Source organism: Paenibacillus taichungensis (assembly GCF_013359905.1).
GTDB classification, from domain to species: Bacteria; Bacillota; Bacilli; order Paenibacillales; family Paenibacillaceae; genus Paenibacillus; species Paenibacillus taichungensis.
Genome location: NZ_JABMCC010000121.1, coordinates 1 through 17,997, shown reverse-complemented (window position 1 = coordinate 17,997; position 17,997 = coordinate 1). Strand labels below are relative to the sequence as shown.

General features: G+C 48.0%; 19 protein-coding genes, 1 rRNA gene and 1 riboswitch. Of the genes, 13 read left to right on the top strand and 7 right to left on the bottom strand.

Features of this window, described 5'->3' with window-relative positions; all coding sequences use genetic code 11:
• Positions 1–257: 257 nt before the first annotated feature.
• From HP548_RS27810 to HP548_RS27800, 3 genes are all read right to left on the bottom strand, one after another.
• On the bottom strand, positions 258–926 hold the full coding sequence (locus tag HP548_RS27810; RefSeq protein ID WP_076290425.1) for a pectate lyase: 669 nt from the start codon (positions 924–926) through the stop codon (positions 258–260).
• A gap of 367 nt (positions 927–1,293) precedes the next feature.
• The gene (locus HP548_RS27805; protein ID WP_064640556.1) at positions 1,294–2,169 is read right to left on the bottom strand and encodes a radical SAM/SPASM domain-containing protein; all 876 of its coding nucleotides are present in this window, start codon (positions 2,167–2,169) and stop codon (positions 1,294–1,296) included.
• 136 nt (positions 2,170–2,305) lie between these two features.
• Entirely contained in the window at positions 2,306–2,998 is a 693-nt protein-coding gene (locus tag HP548_RS27800; RefSeq protein ID WP_076290427.1) for an aspartate/glutamate racemase family protein, read from the bottom strand.
• Positions 2,999–3,287: 289 nt separating this feature from the next.
• Between HP548_RS27800 and HP548_RS27795 the strand changes: the two genes are divergently transcribed.
• From HP548_RS27795 to HP548_RS27740, 12 genes are all read left to right on the top strand, one after another.
• Positions 3,288–4,430: an iron-containing alcohol dehydrogenase family protein gene (locus tag HP548_RS27795; RefSeq protein WP_175383449.1), complete on the top strand. Its 1,143-nt coding sequence runs from the start codon at positions 3,288–3,290 to the stop codon at positions 4,428–4,430.
• Positions 4,427–5,482 carry an ABC transporter substrate-binding protein gene (locus HP548_RS27790; RefSeq protein ID WP_076290429.1) on the top strand — a complete coding sequence of 352 codons (1,056 nt, stop codon included), beginning with the start codon at positions 4,427–4,429 and terminating at the stop codon, positions 5,480–5,482. The genes HP548_RS27795 and HP548_RS27790 overlap by 4 nt, the downstream gene beginning before the upstream one ends.
• Before the next feature lie 27 nt (positions 5,483–5,509).
• The gene (locus HP548_RS27785) at positions 5,510–6,295 is read left to right on the top strand and encodes an ABC transporter permease subunit (protein WP_175383448.1); all 786 of its coding nucleotides are present in this window, start codon (positions 5,510–5,512) and stop codon (positions 6,293–6,295) included.
• A 24-nt stretch (positions 6,296–6,319) separates the two neighbouring features.
• The gene (locus HP548_RS27780) at positions 6,320–7,096 is read left to right on the top strand and encodes an ATP-binding cassette domain-containing protein (protein WP_076290431.1); all 777 of its coding nucleotides are present in this window, start codon (positions 6,320–6,322) and stop codon (positions 7,094–7,096) included.
• A 24-nt stretch (positions 7,097–7,120) separates the two neighbouring features.
• Complete coding sequence (hisC, locus tag HP548_RS27775) at positions 7,121–8,242, top strand: histidinol-phosphate transaminase (RefSeq protein ID WP_099855369.1); 1,122 nt, start codon at positions 7,121–7,123, stop codon at positions 8,240–8,242.
• A gap of 108 nt (positions 8,243–8,350) precedes the next feature.
• A riboswitch (TPP riboswitch) is annotated at positions 8,351–8,453 on the top strand.
• Between the two features lie 175 nt (positions 8,454–8,628).
• Positions 8,629–9,396 carry an ABC transporter ATP-binding protein gene (locus tag HP548_RS27770; RefSeq protein WP_175383447.1) on the top strand — a complete coding sequence of 256 codons (768 nt, stop codon included), beginning with the start codon at positions 8,629–8,631 and terminating at the stop codon, positions 9,394–9,396.
• Complete coding sequence (locus HP548_RS27765) at positions 9,383–10,195, top strand: ABC transporter permease (protein ID WP_409347681.1); 813 nt, start codon at positions 9,383–9,385, stop codon at positions 10,193–10,195. Before HP548_RS27770 ends, HP548_RS27765 begins: the two co-directional genes overlap by 14 nt.
• A 48-nt stretch (positions 10,196–10,243) precedes the next feature.
• Positions 10,244–11,311, top strand: coding sequence for an ABC transporter substrate-binding protein (locus HP548_RS27760; RefSeq protein ID WP_076290471.1), 1,068 nt, complete (start codon positions 10,244–10,246; stop codon positions 11,309–11,311).
• Positions 11,312–11,548: 237 nt separating this feature from the next.
• Positions 11,549–12,358 carry a hydroxyethylthiazole kinase gene (thiM, locus tag HP548_RS27755; protein ID WP_175383446.1) on the top strand — a complete coding sequence of 270 codons (810 nt, stop codon included), beginning with the start codon at positions 11,549–11,551 and terminating at the stop codon, positions 12,356–12,358.
• Positions 12,358–13,170 carry a bifunctional hydroxymethylpyrimidine kinase/phosphomethylpyrimidine kinase gene (thiD, locus tag HP548_RS27750; protein ID WP_076290435.1) on the top strand — a complete coding sequence of 271 codons (813 nt, stop codon included), beginning with the start codon at positions 12,358–12,360 and terminating at the stop codon, positions 13,168–13,170. Before thiM ends, thiD begins: the two co-directional genes overlap by 1 nt.
• The gene (thiE, locus tag HP548_RS27745) at positions 13,170–13,835 is read left to right on the top strand and encodes a thiamine phosphate synthase (RefSeq protein WP_175383445.1); all 666 of its coding nucleotides are present in this window, start codon (positions 13,170–13,172) and stop codon (positions 13,833–13,835) included. The genes thiD and thiE overlap by 1 nt, the downstream gene beginning before the upstream one ends.
• Positions 13,836–14,006: 171 nt before the next feature.
• Positions 14,007–14,750 (top strand): MerR family transcriptional regulator, encoded by a 744-nt coding sequence (locus HP548_RS27740; RefSeq protein WP_175383444.1) that lies wholly within the window; start codon positions 14,007–14,009, stop codon positions 14,748–14,750.
• 385 nt (positions 14,751–15,135) lie between these two features.
• Here the strand turns inward: HP548_RS27740 and HP548_RS27735 are convergent, their stop codons facing one another.
• Positions 15,136–15,618 (bottom strand): hypothetical protein, encoded by a 483-nt coding sequence (locus HP548_RS27735; protein ID WP_343054945.1) that lies wholly within the window; start codon positions 15,616–15,618, stop codon positions 15,136–15,138.
• 193 nt (positions 15,619–15,811) lie between these two features.
• Here HP548_RS27735 and HP548_RS27730 point away from each other — a divergent pair, with 193 nt between their 5' ends.
• A complete protein-coding gene (locus HP548_RS27730) occupies positions 15,812–16,273 on the top strand; it encodes a ferritin-like domain-containing protein (protein ID WP_175383443.1) in 462 nt (153 codons plus the stop codon).
• Between the two features lie 91 nt (positions 16,274–16,364).
• Here the strand turns inward: HP548_RS27730 and HP548_RS27725 are convergent, their stop codons facing one another.
• The 3 genes from HP548_RS27725 to rrf all read right to left on the bottom strand — a co-directional run bounded on the left by HP548_RS27725 (position 16,365) and on the right by rrf (position 17,976).
• Positions 16,365–17,015, bottom strand: a complete 651-nt coding sequence (locus HP548_RS27725; RefSeq protein WP_076290439.1) for a deoxynucleoside kinase — start codon at positions 17,013–17,015, stop codon at positions 16,365–16,367.
• Entirely contained in the window at positions 17,012–17,635 is a 624-nt protein-coding gene (locus tag HP548_RS27720) for a deoxynucleoside kinase (RefSeq protein ID WP_076290440.1), read from the bottom strand. Before HP548_RS27720 ends, HP548_RS27725 begins: the two co-directional genes overlap by 4 nt.
• A 224-nt stretch (positions 17,636–17,859) precedes the next feature.
• Positions 17,860–17,976, bottom strand: a 5S ribosomal RNA gene (gene rrf, locus HP548_RS27715).
• Between the last annotated feature and the right edge of the window lie 21 nt (positions 17,977–17,997).

Below are 17,997 nucleotides of genomic sequence, written 5' to 3'. Positions count from 1 at the left end.
CCTAGAAGAAAGAGTGATTAACTATATGTTCTTCCTTGTACAAATATGCTTCTGCTTCAAGAAATAACGTCTCTGTGATTCGTTACATCTCAGAAAGGTGCAAATGTGAGTGAATAACGTGTGTCAGGTTCATTAAACCAAAATAACGCAAACAAGGGCTGTCCTCCGTCATATTCATGACTGATGGGACAACCCCTTTAATTGTTTATGCATCATATTATTTAGAGGAAAATTCTTGCGAACCGGTAAGCTCCGTTTTAATATTGTGTATTCCCGGATTGACTTGTTTTGCCCGATGCAAAGCCTTTAAACAAGGTCGGTACTTTGGAATAACGGGTATTTGTAATTTTGCCTTGCGATGTACTGCTATCCGTACGCATAATGGAATCTTTGACATTGGAAATGTCCGAGTTGTCGAGCGTCATGTTCACGGCGAAGGTTGTTCCGCCATTCTGGCGTACCAGCTTGCCAATATCGTCTGCACGGAAATTTTTAATGTTAATCGTTCCGGCTGCATTCATTTGAAATACTTTATCATAGGCCTTGTAAGCTGCTCCACCAGTGATGTTTACGGTTCCGGAAGACTTCAGCGTCAGTGCATCCTCGCCCACGTCTTGCCATACCACATTCGAAATAGAACAGTTACCGTAACAATGAACACCGTCAGCTGCAGGTGAACCGATAATTACATTTTTGAGTGTGGCGCCTGCCTCCAACCGAAATACCGGCTTCTGATCTTCAGCTTGAGATCCATCTCCCAGGGTGGAAGGGTTGGCTACATACGTTTGGCCTTTGCCATCAAAAGTTTCTCCCTTGGCTACAATAATCGTTGAGTTCACAACAGTAGGTGCAGCAAAAGCTGGAATTGCACCGAACAATGAAGCAACCAGACCGGCGGACAGCAACAACGTCAACATTTTTTTCATCACTTAAATCCTCCCTTATTCAGATGAATTGGCGTACAAGCATAAGCTTGTCCTCAAGGAACCGATCAGAGGTGCACCCCTGGCTCGGAACCTACCCTGATCCTACCAAAAAAGGAGTGTTACGATAATAATCATTAGCTTAGATATCAAAATGACAGCATTATGTCTGTGATTTCGGCATTTTTTGTATCGTACTCCATTGTGTAATGTGCCGATCTCAACTTCGGGTATGCTTCTTTTACAACTTGTAATTTAGGGCTATATGTTCCTGTATGGGCCTATAAAAAAAACGAAAGACCACTTCATCTGTTTCCAGACAACGTGATCTCTATTATTTTGCATCTCATTTTATTTATTAAATTACGCTTTAAGCGCCAAACCGCTGACGATATCCACACTTCCGACATAATTCCTCCACTGCTTCCCGTTTGGAGAAACCATAGAACAGATTGTTGGCTCGTTCACCATCCACAATCTCCGAGAACGATTTTTCATGAACGTTGCCCAAGTTAATTACACCCTCACCATCGAGGCAGCATGGAACTACAGTTCCATCGACAAGCACGGCAGCCTGACTGCGAAGCGCATGACAGAAGCCTTTGCCATCATCTTCGGGTGCATCCAGACTCGGCCACTGGAATTCATGGTCCTGATTCAGATACACATTCGGGGCAATTTTGACACCGCTCCCTGGCACCACCTTCTCCTCAATACGGAAATCCAGATTGAACTCACGTTCAAGAACCTCCAGCGTCTCCCGGTTTCGGTTCATCTGCGCATTCGTGAAGTTATCCTGTGTCAAATTCCAGAGTCGGAATGAAATAATGACATTGTGCTTCACTGCTTCCCGGACAAAAGACAACACATTGCCCAGATAACCCTCACGGTCTGTAGAACCTTCGTGACCATCAAAGCTGTGCAGGGAGAAGTTCATCTGACGCAGTGCCGGTTTGCCGAGCAGTTTGTGCTGGGTTTTGGGCAGCAGCGTACCGTTTGTCGTAATGTTAACCTTGAATCCCTTTTCATGCGCTGAATCCAGTAACAGATCAATTTTGGGATGAAGCAGCGGCTCACCTTTGACATGTAAATAAATATGTTTAGTATGGGGTTTGATCTGATCCAATATATTGTTGAAGACTTCAGGGTCAATGAAATTTTTGGCACGTTTGGTCTGCGGACAGAAGCTGCATGCCAGATTACATATACTTGTGATCTCAATATATACTTTCTTGAACGTTTTCAACTCGGGGTCCCCATTCTGCTTAGAGGGAGAACAGTCCCACCCTCATTTGTGATCCGGCCCATATGTGCCACCACTATTATATCGGGTTCAGGTGCCAAGGTAAATCCGAGAACCGGTTTATCCCGTTAGGTCCATTTTATTTGGCTAATGCCAGATTAACAGATTCAATGGCATGTATTCGTGTTGTATCAAATAAGGGCACTTCTGAATCCTCCGGTTTTACTAATAAACCAATTTCGGTGCAACCTAATATTATCCCCTCGGCTCCATGATCAACTAATCTCTTAATAACCTCTTTATAATAATCCCTTGATTCTTGTTGAATTTTCCCTAAACACAATTCCTCATATATTACTTTATTTATGCCTGTTCGATCCTCTTCATTCGGCACCAAAACCTTAATACCATTAAACTCAATTCGTTTTTTATAGAAGTCCTGTTCCATCGTATATTTAGTGCCAAGTAAACCAACTGTACTTATTTTGGACTTTAGAATCTGATTGGCTGTTGAATCAGCAATGTGCACAACGGGTAAGCTAACTTTTTCTTCAATATGATTAATTACTTTATGCATCGTATTTGTACAAATTACAATCATTTCAGCTCCTGCCTTTTCCAAAGACTGAGCAGCATTGCCTAATAATTTCCCAGCGCTTTCCCATTCTCCTTCAGCTTGATAGCGCTCGATTTCTTCGAAATCCACGCTATATAAAATGCACTTGGCTGAATGCAATCCTCCCAATTTAGTTTTTACTTCTTCGTTAATAATTCGATAATATTCTAACGATGACTCCCAACTCATTCCGCCAATAAGGCCAATAGTTTTCATAAGCACTCCCCTCTCCATTGGTCATATCCCGAAAGCAACCTATAGAAATTATTAGACATTGTACCGTATCTTACATCTTAAATAAACCTGCCTCCGTAACATAAGCAAAGTAAAGAGTCGATTGCCCCTCGTTCCCCCGTTCTATTATTACTTATAGATTCTTTCAATCGAAGTATAGGATGTATTGATTGTCCGGGTTATTGTGGTTGCTGAAACGCAATGCTAGAATCTAAACAATTTAAAACCAAGTTAAAACGTAAGAATAATAAGTTATAAGGGGAGTGTATTCATGATTACTGTTAAGGCACCCGCAGTATATGTACACGAGGCTAACATTCTTGAGCAAAGTGGTTCGCGGATTGCACAGCTTGGGCAGCATGTTCTCATCATCGCCGGTGAGGCTGCATTAAAAGCCGTAAAGCCTTACCTTCTTCCTTCACTGGAAGAGCATAAGATCAAGTTCCATGTGCAGTTGTTTCATGGTGAAGTTACAACAGGCCAGATTGATACTTTTACGCAGCAAGCTTTCGATCTGGATGTTGATCTGATTATCGGCGTCGGTGGTGGTAAAGTTCTCGATCTGTCCAAAGCGGTGGCCGAGCAAGCCCAATTGCCCATTGTAACGGTCCCTACGATTGCCGCAACCTGCGCTGCCTGGTCCGCCTTAACCGTGCTCTATGATGAACAGGGCCAAGCTGCAGGATATCGTCCCATGCGCCGTTCGCCCAATCTCGTTCTGGCTGATCCTCATATTCTGGCGAGTGCACCAAGGCGGTATTTGGCCGCTGGGATCGGTGACACACTCGTAAAATGGCATGAGTTCGCCGTTAATCTAAGTGGCAACGCCACCAGCCTCACTCTCCGAAACAGTGTCAGCACTGCCAAGCTTGCACTCGATATTCTTGAAGCGCACGCCATCGATGTCTATGAATCCACCGATACAACCGGTAGTACACCTCAATTCCGTGATGTTGCCGATGCCATCATTGTGCTCGCAGGACTTGTAGGCAGCATTAGCGATGGATCACTTCATGCTGCGATTGCTCACGGGCTGCATGATAGCCTCACCAAATTACCCGAAACACACGCTTCGCTACATGGAGAAAAGGTAGCCTTTGGACTCTTCACCCAGTGGATTCTTGAAGGCAAAGCAGGGGATGAGCTTCATGAGTTGACCACTCTGTTACATAAGCTGAATCTGCCCATCACTCTTGCCCAACTTGGGATACAACAACAGCCTCAGGAAGCTGCTGCGCGCATTGCAGCAGGACTACAGCTGCGGGAAGGCAGTGCGGCACATCTCTCCTTCGGAGTTAGCACGGCGCAGGTAACCGAAGCCATTCTTCAGGCAGACCGCATCGGCCAAACATTCATAGAATCCAGTCAGTCTAGTGAAAGCAGTACATACACCAAGGAGGTTTCCTCCCTATGATCCGTCCAAACCGCCAGTACACTCTTCCCTTAACTGCCTTTCTGAGTGCGCTTCTGTTGTTGCTGATTTCCGGCTGCTCTCCCGGAACTGATAATCAGGCCACCGGTACAGGCACAACACCGACAGTAGCATCAGCTGCTTCGAATAAAGACGTTACTATTCGGGTTGGTCAGACCGGATGGGGCAATCTCGAATTGGGGCTAAAAGCCGCCGGACTCGATGACACCCCCTATAAAGTCACTTATAACGTATTTCAGGGAGGTAACCTGATCCTCGAAGCGATGGCTGCAAATCAATTGGACTTTGGTGTGACCAGTGAAATTCCGCCCATTTTTGCATCTCAGGCTGCCAATGGTGGAAGCTTCAAAATTATAGCGGTACAACAAGGCAGCACCTTAAATCAGGAGGTCGTTGTTCCCAAAGATTCTTCGATCAAATCGGTTGCTGACCTGAAAGGCAAGAAAGTTGCTTTCGTAAAAAATACAACGGCCCACTATTTCCTGCTCAAAATGCTGGAGGAAGCCGGATTAACCTGGAGTGACATCAGTCCGGTCGAACTTTCAACAGCCGATGGACTCAGCGCCCTGATTAGCGGGAAAGTGGATGCCCTTGCCAGTTACGGCAATGCCATCATCTCCGCACATCAGAATGAAGCAACAACGCTCGCCAGCGCCAAAGATATCCTGTCAGGCAGCTTCCTTGTAGCCGCCTCCGATCAGGCTATTGCCAATGCGGAACAGAAAGAGGCCCTTGCCGATTATCTGGAGCGAATCAACAAATTCAATGATTGGGCTCGTGCCAATAAGGATGCATGGGCTCAAATTACAGCAGACAACACCCACCAGCCGGTGGAACAAGCCCTTAAAACCTACACGGATGGAGAAGCACAACGCCCATCACGTATTGTTGCCATTTCTGATGAGGCCATCAAGTCCGAACAGGACGTAGCAGATACGTTTCAGCAAGCGGGAATTTTTGGGCAGGCAGTCGATGTGAGCACATTCTGGAGTGATGCACTTCAAGATCAACTTCCAGCTCCAGGTAGTCAATAACGAAGGAAGCAAGGAGGTAGGCATAACGTGCGGTCCAAAACCTTTAACCGGGCATGGTTTAACCAGTTCATTCCTTTTGTTGTACCACTACTCATTCTGGCTCTGTGGCAATGGCTGACTGCATCCGGAGTTGTTGCAGCCAATATTTTGCCCCGTCCCGCTCAAGTACTGGGGGCCTTCATTCGTCTGCTTGGTAACGGTGAACTACTGAACAATATCAGTATTAGCGCCAGACGGGCTTTGGGAGGATTCCTCATTGGTGGGGGTCTGGGTTTTCTGCTGGGAGTGCTGAACGGCATCTCCTCCCTTGCGGAAAAGATCGCCGACTCCTCGGTACAGATGATCCGTAACATTCCGCATCTGTCCTTGATCCCCCTCGTTATTGTGTGGTTCGGGATCGGTGAAGAAGCCAAATTATTCCTCGTTTCCCTGGGTGTATTCTTTCCGGTATATCTGAATACGTTCCACGGCATACGATCGGTCGATCCCGGTCTGATTGAAATGGGCAAAGTATATGGCCTCAGTCGTTGGTCCCTTTATAAAGACATTATCCTGCCTGGTGCACTGCCTTCCATTCTGGTGGGTGTTCGTTATGCACTTGGCATTATGTGGCTGACCCTCATCGTAGCCGAGACGGTTGCGGCGGATGCGGGGATTGGATATATGGCAATGAACGCGCGGGAATTCATGCAGATGGACGTAATCGTCTTAAGCATTCTGCTGTATGCCTTGCTGGGCAAGCTGTCCGATACCATCGCCAAATGGCTGGAACGGCGCTGGCTGCGCTGGAACCCGGCTCTATCCCGCAAGTAAAGCCAAAGGAGCGTGAATTAATCCATGAGCACAAGTCAGATCAGTCCTTTTCTTCAAGTAGATGGGGTTCAGAAATCGTATGATCAGCGGACGATTCTATCCGACATTAACGTCAACGTAAGACAAGGGGAATTTGTAGCCATCGTTGGACGAAGCGGCTGCGGCAAAAGTACTTTGCTGCGTCTGATCGCCGGGCTGGAACCTCCCTCTTCCGGGAGCATTATGCTGAGTAACAGAAAGCTTGGCAGTACAGCACCCGAGACACGATTTCTGTTTCAGGAAGCCCGGCTGCTGCCTTGGAAATCCGTGCTCGACAATGTACGATTGGGCATCCCCGACAAGAACAAGGAAGATGCACGCCAGTCGCTTCGCAATGTAGGACTTGAAGAGCGTGAAGGTGATTGGCCGGGGGTATTATCTGGCGGACAAAAACAACGTGTCGCCTTGGCACGAGCACTCGCAAGTCATCCGCGCTTACTGCTGCTGGATGAACCGCTGGGTGCACTCGATGCATTAACCCGAATTGAGATGCAGCAGTTAATCGAACGCTTGTGGGCTGAAGAAGATCTGACCGTCATTCTGGTCACGCATGATGTCAGCGAGGCGGTTGCGCTGGCAGACAGGGTGCTTTTAATCGAGGATGGTCATATAACGATGGATACCCGAATTACGCTGGAGCGGCCTCGCGTTCGGGACAGCGGGTTTGCTCATTTTGAAAACCTGATTCTGAATCGATTGTTGACTCCTCCACAAGAGACACCACAGCAGATTGCCCAGAAACAGATATCATTCTCGATCTAATTCCACTGGAAAGAAGGCATGATTATGCAATCCCTTTCATCCGTTCCCTCTCCACCTGTTAAAGACTTGTTAAATCGAATTCCGGCTTATACGCCTGCCAAATCCATGGAACAGATCCGGAGGGAGTTGGGACTGGAAAGTGTAGATCGACTTGCAGCGAACGAAAATCCGTTTGGTTCTTCTCCCCTGGCAGCAGAAGCGGTCAGATCGCTGGGTTCCGATCTTTTGGCTCAATACCCCGACGGTTCCAGCCAACTGCTCCGTGACAAACTTGCGGAACGTCTAGGTGTGCGTACCTCCCAACTGGTATTTGGCAGTGGATCATTCGAGCTCCTAACCCTTACCGCCCAAGCCTATCTTAATCCCGGCGAGGAATCACTCATTCCGGTGCCCTCCTTTAACTGGTATAAGGGCGCTACGCTGCTGGCAGGCGGGGTTATTCATGAAGTGCCTTTGGTCAACCATTCGCTGGACCTGGAGCAATTCCGGCACCGGATTAATGCTTCTACCCGAATCATCTGGCTGTGCAATCCGAATAATCCAACCGGAACCATTTTCACGGCAGATGCCCTGCTTGGTTTACTCGAACATGTTCCCTCCCATGTCGTGGTTGTCCTGGACGAAGCGTATTATGAATTCGCGGAAAGTGAAGATTATCCTGATACGGTTAAGCTGCTGGAGCAGTACAATAATCTGATTATTTTGCGGACCTTCTCCAAAATATATGGACTGGCCGGCCTGCGTATTGGATATGGCATCGGGAATGAAAGTATTATTGAAGGCATTAACCGGGTCAAGCTGCCCATCAGTCTAACAGCCACATCCCAAGCCGCTGCTTCGGCCAGCCTGGATGATCATGAATTTGTTTCTCATTGCCTGCACTACAATCGTCAGGGACGGGAAACGTTAATGCAGTCCTTTGATCATTGGAACTTACCCTACATCCCTTCCGAAACAAATTTCATTATGGTGGATCTGTTGCAGGATAGTGGCCCGATTACCCAAGAATTGTTGAACAGAGGCATCTCTGTTCGCGGCGGTGCCGAATTCGGTATGCCTACCTGGCTTCGGATTACGATTGGCACACCTGAGCAGATTGCCCGGCTGATCGGTGAGCTTGATTCACTGTTACATTCCAACGATTAGAATCCTAGGTTACTTTCCTAACTCACATTACGCACACTTCTTTTAAGCCGCCCTCTTTACATTCCACTTGCATGTGATATATGCTGAACACACAACTGCATATCTTGAACATTGCACTAGGGGAGCCTTGCGGCTGAGACGAATCGAACGATTCGGACCCTTTGAACCTGATCTGGATCATACCAGCGGAGGGAAGTGGAGCGGCCTCTCAGTAAGCGGATTTTTTCATGTTGATGATGAAATTTAATGTGAATTGACTTACAGACCCACTCATTTCTCCGGAAATGGGTGGGTCTTTTTCGCGTTCTGCGGGCAGATCAGAAGGTGTAATTAAAGATCCCGCGGTTTGAGGTTGAATTTTGAATAACAAGGGGGGACGGAACGAGATGGATAACGATATAACCCTTCACAACATGAGCTACGCTTTCCCGGGAAAAAGGGATTCCCCCGTGCTCTCCAATGTGTCGATGCGTGTAGCCAAAGGAGAATTCGTTTCGCTCATCGGTTCCAGCGGCTCCGGTAAAAGTACCCTCTTCAAGCTGCTGGCAGGCTTGCTTGAGCCAACACACGGAACCATTGACATTCCTTGGGTTCAAGAAGGAAAGCGACTGGGGCAGGTGGCCTACATGCCACAAAAGGACCTCCTATTATCCTGGAGAACCGTCATGGAGAATTGCATGCTCCCCGCTGAACTTGCTCCAGGTCGGCAGGATAAGGTAAGGATTCGAGCGGACATTCTGGCCGGTCTCGACCGATTTGGCTTATCCGGTCACGCGCATGCTTACCCGGACGAGCTGTCAGGTGGCATGCGCCAGCGTGTCGCGCTGCTTCGTACTTTGCTGACAGGTGGCCAACTCATGCTCCTGGATGAACCATTCGGCGCACTCGATGCCCTGACCAAACGTGAGATGCATCGGTGGCTGCTGGAGCTCTGGGGGGGCCTGGGCAAAACCGTGTTGTTCATCACACATGACATTGAAGAAGCCCTGCTGCTCAGTGATCGGATTATCCTGTTAACTCCGGTGGGCCAAGACCAACAGCTGCAGGATCTGACGGTACCTTTGCCACGTCCAAGGCATTCGGACATGATCTACGAACCGGCTCTCGTTCAGATGAGACGACTACTGGAGGAACAATTGCATGCGAGACGGTAACTTGAGAGATAGCATGAAGCATAGCGTAAGAGGTTGGCTTGCCCGTTATGGTCTGTTTCTTTTGCTCATGATCTTGCTGCTTGCTCTCTGGGAGTGGATTGTGTGTATGGGATGGGTGCCTTCCTTCATCATTCCAGCCCCGACGGCGATTGTCCGTTCGCTGTATGAACATCACCACCTTCTGCTGGCTACACATCTGCCCGCCACCTTGATGGAGGTTGTCGTTGGTTTTGGCTTGTCCATTGGTGCCGGAATTGCATTTGCAACGGGTATGCATATGAATCGGTCGATTGAAAAAGCGTTATATCCCTTCATCGTGATCAGTCAGACGATCCCGCTGATTGCCCTGTCCCCCGTCTTCATCCTGTGGTTTGGCTACACGCTGTGGAGTAAAGTGGCGGTGGTGTTCCTGATCGCATTTTTCCCAATTGTGGTGAGCACCTACGATGGCCTGCGCCAGGGTGATCCGGAGCAGCGTGAACTGCTGCTGACGATGGGGGCCACCAAGTGGGATATTTTTCGCAAACTCCAGATTCCACTTGCCCTTCCCTCCTTCTTTTCGGGACTGAAAATGTCTGTGGTGTATTGTGTGGTCGGTGCAACGATCGGTGAATGGCTCGGTGGAAGCAAGGGGCTTGGCTACTTCAGCCGCAGAATGTCGAGCAATATGAACACGGATGCGATGTTCGCCGCCATTATGCTATTATCCCTGCTTGGTATCGCCCTGTTTGTACTCATTGCATGGATGGAGAGAAGATTTGGTACACCACGTCATGCAGGTAGAAGAAAAGCTGGATAACTTTCGGATTTCAAAACAAAAAACAAAAGAAACGAGGAACTCTACGTTATGAATAAAAAGCATATCTATTCCCTGCTCCCCATTCTGCTCATGTCTCTGTTGCTGATCATCAGCGGATGCGGTAAAACGGGCATCAATACGCCCTCCACAGGCTCAACTTCCAATGCAAACGATACAGACTCATCTGCGATAGAAACGCCATCGGAACCCAAAGAGAAGCTGTCCATCATGCTCGATTGGTACCCAAATGCAGTACATTCCTTCATCTATGTTGCTCAGGAAAAAGGTTACTTCGCGGATCAAGGTCTGGACGTGGAAATCCAGATGCCTGCTGATACGAATGATGCCCTCAAACTTGTTGCCGCCGGGAAGATCGATTTGGCACTAAGCTACCAGCCGCAAATTTTGCTCGCGCGTGGGGAGAACATTCCTGTACGTTCAATTGCTGCGGTCGTTCGTCATCCGCTCGTGCATCTGTTGACCGAACTCAACGGTAAAGTGAAATCGCCAAAAGATCTTGAAACGCTGACGGTTGGCTATTCCTCAATCCCTCTGTATGAAGCGATGGTGCGTACCATGATCAGCCAAGATGGCGGTAATGCCGACAAGATGAATCTGGTCGATGTAGGATTTGACCTGATTCCTTCCCTGGCCTCCGGACAGGCAGATGCCATTATGGGTGGTTTTATTAACCATGAACAATTGATTCTGGAAAAGGAAGGTCATGCCATGAAATCGATCAATCCCGTCGATTACGGCGTACCTGATTATTATGAACTGGTCCTCACTGCAAGTGATGCGGGCATTGAAGCGAAAAAGGATCAGCTTACCCGCTTCATCAAAGCGATACAGGAAGGACAGAAATATGTAACAGAGCACCCCGAGGACGCGCTGAACATTCTGCTCGCACATGAGAACGAAACGTCTCCTCTTGACCCGGAGATCGAAACCAAAAGTCTGAATATTTTACTGCCACTGATGAATGAAGAAGGTCAGCCGTTTGGCAGGCAGGACGCCTCTTCTTGGGAAAATGTACGTGCATGGTTGGTTCAAAGTGAACTGATTCCGGATTCCGTAAAGGCTGAGGATGCTTTTATCAACTTGCAGGGTGAGTAAGGAAGATGTCGCCCACAAGAGTAGTTTCGGGATTACATTTGGACGAATAGAATCTTTAACGAGGATGAGGGCCTTCTATTAGGAATTTTCTATATGGACTTTGCAGCTATCCGGGAATAACGTTTAACACCCGTCATTAATTGGAAACCAGCAACGTTGCAGAACTAACAACTGATTATAATGGCAACCTTCCCTGCTTTTATTGATCAAATTACTTATTTATAAGGAGGAACTTATATGTCTTATCTGGAACGTGTTCGTACGCAAAATCCGCTTGTTCATAACATTACGAATATTGTCGTCGCTCCGTTTACGGCCAACGGTTTGCTCGCACTAGGTGCATCTCCCTTTATGGCTTATGCGCATGAAGAAGTTGCTGATGTTGCCAAGATGTCGGGAGCAGTTGTACTGAACATTGGCACACTGGACGAAAAGGTGGTTGAGGCGATCCGTTTGGCTGGTCGATCAGCTAATTCAAATAACGTACCTGTTGTGCTCGATCCGGTTGGAGCTGGCGCAACCGCCTATCGTACGGAAATCGTTCAGATGCTCGTTCGTGAGCTTCGCCTCACGGTGTTGCGGGGCAATGTGGCAGAAGTCGCCAATGTCATCGGTGAGCGTTGGAGCATCAAAGGTGTGGATGCAGGTCAAGGCGAAGGAGATCGAATCGGAATAGCGAAACGGGCAGCACTAAAACTCGGCTGTGTGGTCGTCATTACCGGACGCGAGGATGTCATTACGGATGGACAAACGACGTTTCTGACGAGTAATGGACATGCCTTGCTTACCCAAGTGACTGGTGCAGGCTGCTTGCTCAGCTCGGTAATTGGTGCTTTTGCAGCCATTGCGAAACCGGGAGAAGACTTGCTGAACAGTGTTGTGGAGGCACTCGCTTTCTATGGCGTTGCAGCAGAGATTGCGGCGGAACGCACCGCTGACCTTGGACCGGGCAGCTTCCAGATCGAATTGCTGAATCAACTGGCCCAAGTGACACCTGACGTTCTCGCAGAGCGAGCACAGGTTCGCCAGTTTGATGGAGGTGCGTAATGAGTATTGCGCAGGCTTTGACGATTGCTGGTTCCGATAATGGTGGCGGCGCCGGAATTCAAGCTGATCTGAAGACCTTTCAGGAGCTTGGTGTGTACGGCATGACTATAATTACAGCTATCGCTGCCCAAAATACAACAGGTGTGCAGGGCGTCTTCCCTATTTCATATGAAGGTATTGCTCAACAGTTGGATTCGACTGGTGATGATTTTCAGCCTACAGCCGTGAAGACGGGCATGCTCTATAGTGCTGAAATAATTAAACTGGTTGCCGAGAAATGGCAGCAATATGGATGGTCCAATTTGGTCATCGATCCGGTTATGGTTGCCAAAGGCGGCGCCCCTCTGCTGCAACAGGAGGCCGTTCAAGCGTTAATTACAGAGCTGCTGCCTCATGCACTGATCACGACACCGAACATTCCGGAAGCCGAGCTTCTTACTGGAATGTCCATTTTGAATTTGAGTCAGCGCGAAGAAGCCGCAAGACGAATCGTGCAGATGGGCTCCACGTATGCTTTGGTGAAAGGTGGTCATGATGAGGGAAGTGGCATGATTGTCGATGTGCTTTATGATGGGCAATCTTTTCACTATTTGGAGAACGTTCGGGTAGTGACAAGGCATACTCATGGAACGGGATGTACGTATTCTGCGGCCATTACTGCCGAATTGGCGAAGGGCTCAACTGTACTGGCTGCCGTCACCACCGCGCGAGCATTCATTCAGGCAGCCATCGAAGATGAGCTGGGGATTGGGGACGGACATGGGCCGACGAATCATTTTGCGTATCAGCGCAGACTGCGGGGTGAACAGTAATGCGCCCTCTGGATGCAGAAGCAATACGGCATGCGCTGCAGGTGTATTTGGTCATGGGCAGCGTGAATACGACGCGTGACCCTGTAGAGGTGCTGCGCCAAGCCATCGCTGGCGGCATTACGCTGTTCCAGTTCCGGGAAAAAGGAACTGGCGCTCTGGTTGGCGAAGCACGCATCACGCTTGCGAGGCGGCTTCGCGAGATGTGCAGCCAGCACGGAATACCGTTCATCGTGAACGATGATGTGGAGCTGGCTGTGGCGGTGGAGGCCGACGGCATACATGTCGGCCAGGACGATGCGGACGCGGTGCTGGTACGCGCCCGCATCGGAGAAGGGCGGATGCTTGGCGTATCCGCCCACTCCGTGCTGGAAGCCCGCCGTGCGGTGCAGGCGGGCGCCAACTATCTTGGCGTCGGGCCAATGTACCCGACGCGTTCCAAAGCGGATGCCCACGCTGTGCTGGGCCCCGCCGGGGTTGCCGAACTGCGCGCCGCAGGCATCGCAGTTCCGGTGGTGGGTATCGGCGGCATTACGCCCGATACCACGGCCGCCGTGATGGCGGCAGGAGCCGACGGCGTAGCCGTCATCTCCGCCATAGCGGGTGCGGCCGATGTGCGCGCAGCGGCTGCGCAGTTCGCTGCGGCGGTGCGCGGGATGCAGGCGTAGCCATGCGCTCCCTGCACCGCCAGCCGTGTGCTGCACCAGATAGATGGTGCAACACATTCAATCATTCTCAAGATGCAGCCTCTGTGCCTGCATCTTATTTTTTCATTTTTAATAGTTGACTCTCACGTAACGTGACGCTGTACAATCGGTGGTGTAAGGAGGTTTTCCATCATGGCCATGAAAGTAAAAGAAGTGGCCGAACTTGTCGGGATCAGTGTGCGCACACTGCATCATTATGATGAGATCGGACTGTTAACACCGGACGAAGTGACTTCTGCCGGATATCGACTGTATTCAGATGCCAATCTTGAAATGCTGCAGCAGATTATATTTTTTAAAGAACTCGATTTCTCTCTGAAAGATATCAAGGAGATTATAAACAATCCATCGTTCGATCGAGAAGAAGCTCTAAATATGCATCGCCGTATTTTGCTGGAGAAACGCCAGCGGTTGGACCAAATGATCGCCACCATTGATAAATCGGTTCAACACGTGAGAGGAGAAATTAAGATGACAGCCAAAGAACAATTTGAAGGGTTTAACTTCAGTCATAATCCGTATGAACAGGAAGCGAGGGAACGTTGGGGAGATCAAGCGGTGGATCAGGCTAATCAAAAGTTACACAAACAGTCTACTGGGGAGCAAAAAGATCTATCCGATCAAATGAATTCAATCTACACTCGTCTTGCAGCAATTCGTCACACGGATCCAAACTCTGCCGAAGCTCAAGCCGGAATCTCGGAATGGTACAGCTATCTGAACAACATGGGCAATTATTCTCCTGAAGCCTTCAGAGGGTTGGGCCAAATGTACGTAGATGACGAACGTTTTACAAGTAATATTGATCAATTCGGCGAAGGCTTGGCTGTATTTATGAGGGATGCCATGGCTGTGTTTGCTGATCGAAACAGTTAATCTAGGCCTACATGGATTCCACCTATAGCATTATCCATATTATCCGATACCCCTCGCAATCAGGTGTAAGTTGTAGACAAGTAGTTCCATTTCGATCTTTCTATTGCAAATGAAAACCTGCTCTCTCGATATAGGCAATATGCTCGTATTATATAGAACCCCGTTCTGCCACATCTTATCCGTGTTCATGGAATGTGCTGGACAGCCGAGGGATTCAACATTACTCAGTTTACACAAAAAAGGGACGTACGCCCTAAGACGTCACGTCCCTCTTGTAGTATCTCAGCCGCAATGTGAATAAGCCATTACAGTTATTCACTCTGAGTACTTTTTTAATGAAGGCAGTCCCTGTATTACACAAGTCTTGCTTCCTGCTAGCCATTGGTTAAGCTCTAGGAGCGTGATCAGACGAAGAAGCATCCGAGGCCAGACTGGTCTTCGCCATCCGTCCTGGAATCTGCCATGCCGATACAATCGCCAGTACGATGAATAACAGGTCAACCGGCTCGCTGAAATAATCCGTAAAGGTATCCACAAATGCACTAACCATCTCACCATCGAACACCAGATCCAACATGCTTGCATCGCTGAACAACTCGGAAGTAAAATACACCACCGTCAGATACTTCCCAAGCAAAATGCCGATAAGGGCAAAGATAACTGCAATGGCTTTATGTGCCGTCGCGATCCGTTTGTTCGAGAACAATACAACCGCGTAGCCTGTGAGCGCCCCAATGACGATAGCAATGAGCCCTAGCTCCCTTTCCGTCATGGCAGCGATTACTGCCCAAACAATTCCTCCTACAATTGCTGCCAATAATCCACCAACGATTGGCATGCCAATCTTGATCCCTTGTTTCTCTTCCACGTTGTCTTTCCCTCCTGAGTCATGCTTATGCTTCTTTTCCAGAATTCACCTTTCCTATGAAACCACAATTACTCCTTTTATTCAACAAAATTCTCTCTGCTTTTGTTTCGTCCCCTCACTCTTTAAGAAATAGGCACATCCGCCTAATAACCGCATATTCTGGTTAAAACGTGTTTTGGAAGGAGTACTCCCCATGTACTATGTTCCCTATTACAGAAATGACAACTTGCTGTTAGCGCAAATTTCCAAAGCTATTAATGGAGAATCCTCAGCAATTGCCTGTTACGCCAAACTGGCAGAATTAGCACCCTCAGAAGTGGAAAAAGCTCGTATTCTGGAGATACGTCTTGATGAATTAGAGCATCTTCAAAAATTCACCGCCATTTATGTTTCGTTAACAGGTACGCAACCTACGGTCCAAATCTCTTCGGATTGTCCATCAGATTATTTCGCGGGAATAGATTATGCTTTTAGTGATGAGCAAAACACGGTTGAGTTTTACTCACAAGTCGCAGATCAAGCAAATGACCCTTACATTAAGGAATCGTTTCGACGTGCAGCAACGGATGAACAGAGACATGCCGTCTGGTTCCTGTATTACTTAACAAAGCATAAGTCAAAAACATCTTTTGAGAATTCTCCTCTTACCAAATAACGAAAAAAATCCCCTCTAGTAGCTTTCGCTGGCGTAGAGGGGAATACTATATAGATCTAATTATCTCATGTCAAAAGGTATTTTATATAAATCAAGCTCCCTTGGCAGGATTAATGACAGCAGCAATCTGCGCCAAAATGGCATCCACCGATGCTGGGTCATTCACATCATACTCATCAATGTTCAAACGCAGCACTGGACAAGCCGTAAATTGATTAATCCATACCGAATAGCGCTCATGCATATGCTCCCAGTAGGAACGGTCGGTCTGAATCTCCATCTCCCGTCCGCGTTCCGTAATTCGATTCAGAATGGATGGCAAGCTGCCTTCCAGGTAAATCAGTACGTCCGGATGAGGGAAATACGGTGTCATCACCATAGCTTCAAACAAACTGCTGTACGTCTCGAAATCCGTAGCAGACATTGTGCCCTGATCCGCATGCATTTGCGCAAAGATACCTGTATCCTCATAGATAGAACGATCCTGTACAAATCCACCGCCCAATTCAAAGATTTTCTTCTGTTCCTTGAAACGCTCTGCCAGGAAATAAATCTGCAAATGGAAGCTCCAACGTTCAAAGTCATGATAGAACTTCTCCAGATATGGATTGTGGTCGACTTGCTCGAGTGAAGTCTTGAAGCTCAAACGCTCAGCCAGTGCGGCTGTCAGAGTGGATTTGCCCACCCCAACGGTACCTGCTACCGTAATTAATGCATTCGCCGGAATGCCATAGTTATTCATGTGATATACTCCTTTACCTGATTAACAATCTGTTTGAAATGTTCGGGATGTTCTACAAAATCGAGTTGTTCCGCATTCACCTTGATAATTATCGGCGGATTTGGGCTGCTGGCCAGGTAAGCCATACCTGTTTTATAATCTGCAATTAACTGCTCCATATAAGCCGGGTCCATATCCTGCTCAAAAGACCGTCCACGTTTGTTGATCCGGTTCATCAATGTATCGAGTTCAGCCTCAATATAGAGCACCAGATTGGGTTTCGGCAGATCATCCGTTAAGAGATGATAGATTTGACGGTATTTGTCCCGTTTCGTTCCCTTTAAGGTACGTTCAGCAAAAATCATATTTTTATAGATATGATAGTCTGAAATGACGGGTGTATTCTTCTTAATATAGTGCACGCCTGTGTCTTCCAGTTGCTTAAACCGGTTACACAGAAAAAACATTTCAAGCTGGAAGCTCCACTCATCTATATCTTGATAGAAGGAAGCCAAAAAAGGATTCTCTTCTACAATTTCCTTGACCAGCGGAAGGTTCAATTCCTGAGAAAGCATCGTTGCTAACGTTGTTTTCCCCGCACCAATCGGACCCTCCACGGCAATAAACGGGGCTGATTTCATCGTAATTCAGTTCCTCCTCGTACTCATGCGTGTTTCCGTTTCTATATAGACCCCACCTATTGTATCACAGCTTGGATGATGGGAAGGCCAGTATTTTATGTATAAAATGAGTTTTATCTCTAAGACGAAGATATATAAAACAGCCTACAGGAGTTATATTCATTCCCATGATCATAATAACAGAAAAAGACACGATCGCTTAATTACGATCGTGTCTTTTGATTGCTTGGCGGCGTCCTACTCTCCCAGGACCCTGCGGTCCAAGTACCATCGGCGCTAGAGGGCTTAACGGTCGTGTTCGGGATGGGTACGTGTGGAACCCCTCCGCCATCGCCACCAAACGCATAGCTTAGCTTACATCT

Bases quoted from the DNA above. Each gene is read 5' to 3' on its own strand.
- HP548_RS27810 (WP_076290425.1), bottom strand. From the start codon at position 926: ATGAAAAAAATGTTGACGTTGTTGCTGTCCGCCGGTCTGGTTGCTTCA.
- HP548_RS27800 (WP_076290427.1), bottom strand. From the start codon at position 2,998: ATGAAAACTATTGGCCTTATTGGCGGAATGAGTTGGGAGTCATCGTTA.
- HP548_RS27795 (WP_175383449.1), top strand. From the start codon at position 3,288: ATGATTACTGTTAAGGCACCCGCAGTATATGTACACGAGGCTAACATT.
- HP548_RS27790 (WP_076290429.1), top strand. From the start codon at position 4,427: ATGATCCGTCCAAACCGCCAGTACACTCTTCCCTTAACTGCCTTTCTG.
- HP548_RS27780 (WP_076290431.1), top strand. From the start codon at position 6,320: ATGAGCACAAGTCAGATCAGTCCTTTTCTTCAAGTAGATGGGGTTCAG.
- hisC (WP_099855369.1), top strand. From the start codon at position 7,121: ATGCAATCCCTTTCATCCGTTCCCTCTCCACCTGTTAAAGACTTGTTA.
- HP548_RS27770 (WP_175383447.1), top strand. From the start codon at position 8,629: ATGGATAACGATATAACCCTTCACAACATGAGCTACGCTTTCCCGGGA.
- HP548_RS27765 (WP_409347681.1), top strand. From the start codon at position 9,383: ATGCGAGACGGTAACTTGAGAGATAGCATGAAGCATAGCGTAAGAGGT.
- HP548_RS27760 (WP_076290471.1), top strand. From the start codon at position 10,244: ATGAATAAAAAGCATATCTATTCCCTGCTCCCCATTCTGCTCATGTCT.
- thiM (WP_175383446.1), top strand. From the start codon at position 11,549: ATGTCTTATCTGGAACGTGTTCGTACGCAAAATCCGCTTGTTCATAAC.
- thiD (WP_076290435.1), top strand. From the start codon at position 12,358: ATGAGTATTGCGCAGGCTTTGACGATTGCTGGTTCCGATAATGGTGGC.
- thiE (WP_175383445.1), top strand. From the start codon at position 13,170: ATGCGCCCTCTGGATGCAGAAGCAATACGGCATGCGCTGCAGGTGTAT.
- HP548_RS27740 (WP_175383444.1), top strand. From the start codon at position 14,007: ATGGCCATGAAAGTAAAAGAAGTGGCCGAACTTGTCGGGATCAGTGTG.
- HP548_RS27730 (WP_175383443.1), top strand. From the start codon at position 15,812: ATGTACTATGTTCCCTATTACAGAAATGACAACTTGCTGTTAGCGCAA.
- HP548_RS27725 (WP_076290439.1), bottom strand. From the start codon at position 17,015: ATGAATAACTATGGCATTCCGGCGAATGCATTAATTACGGTAGCAGGT.
- HP548_RS27720 (WP_076290440.1), bottom strand. From the start codon at position 17,635: ATGAAATCAGCCCCGTTTATTGCCGTGGAGGGTCCGATTGGTGCGGGG.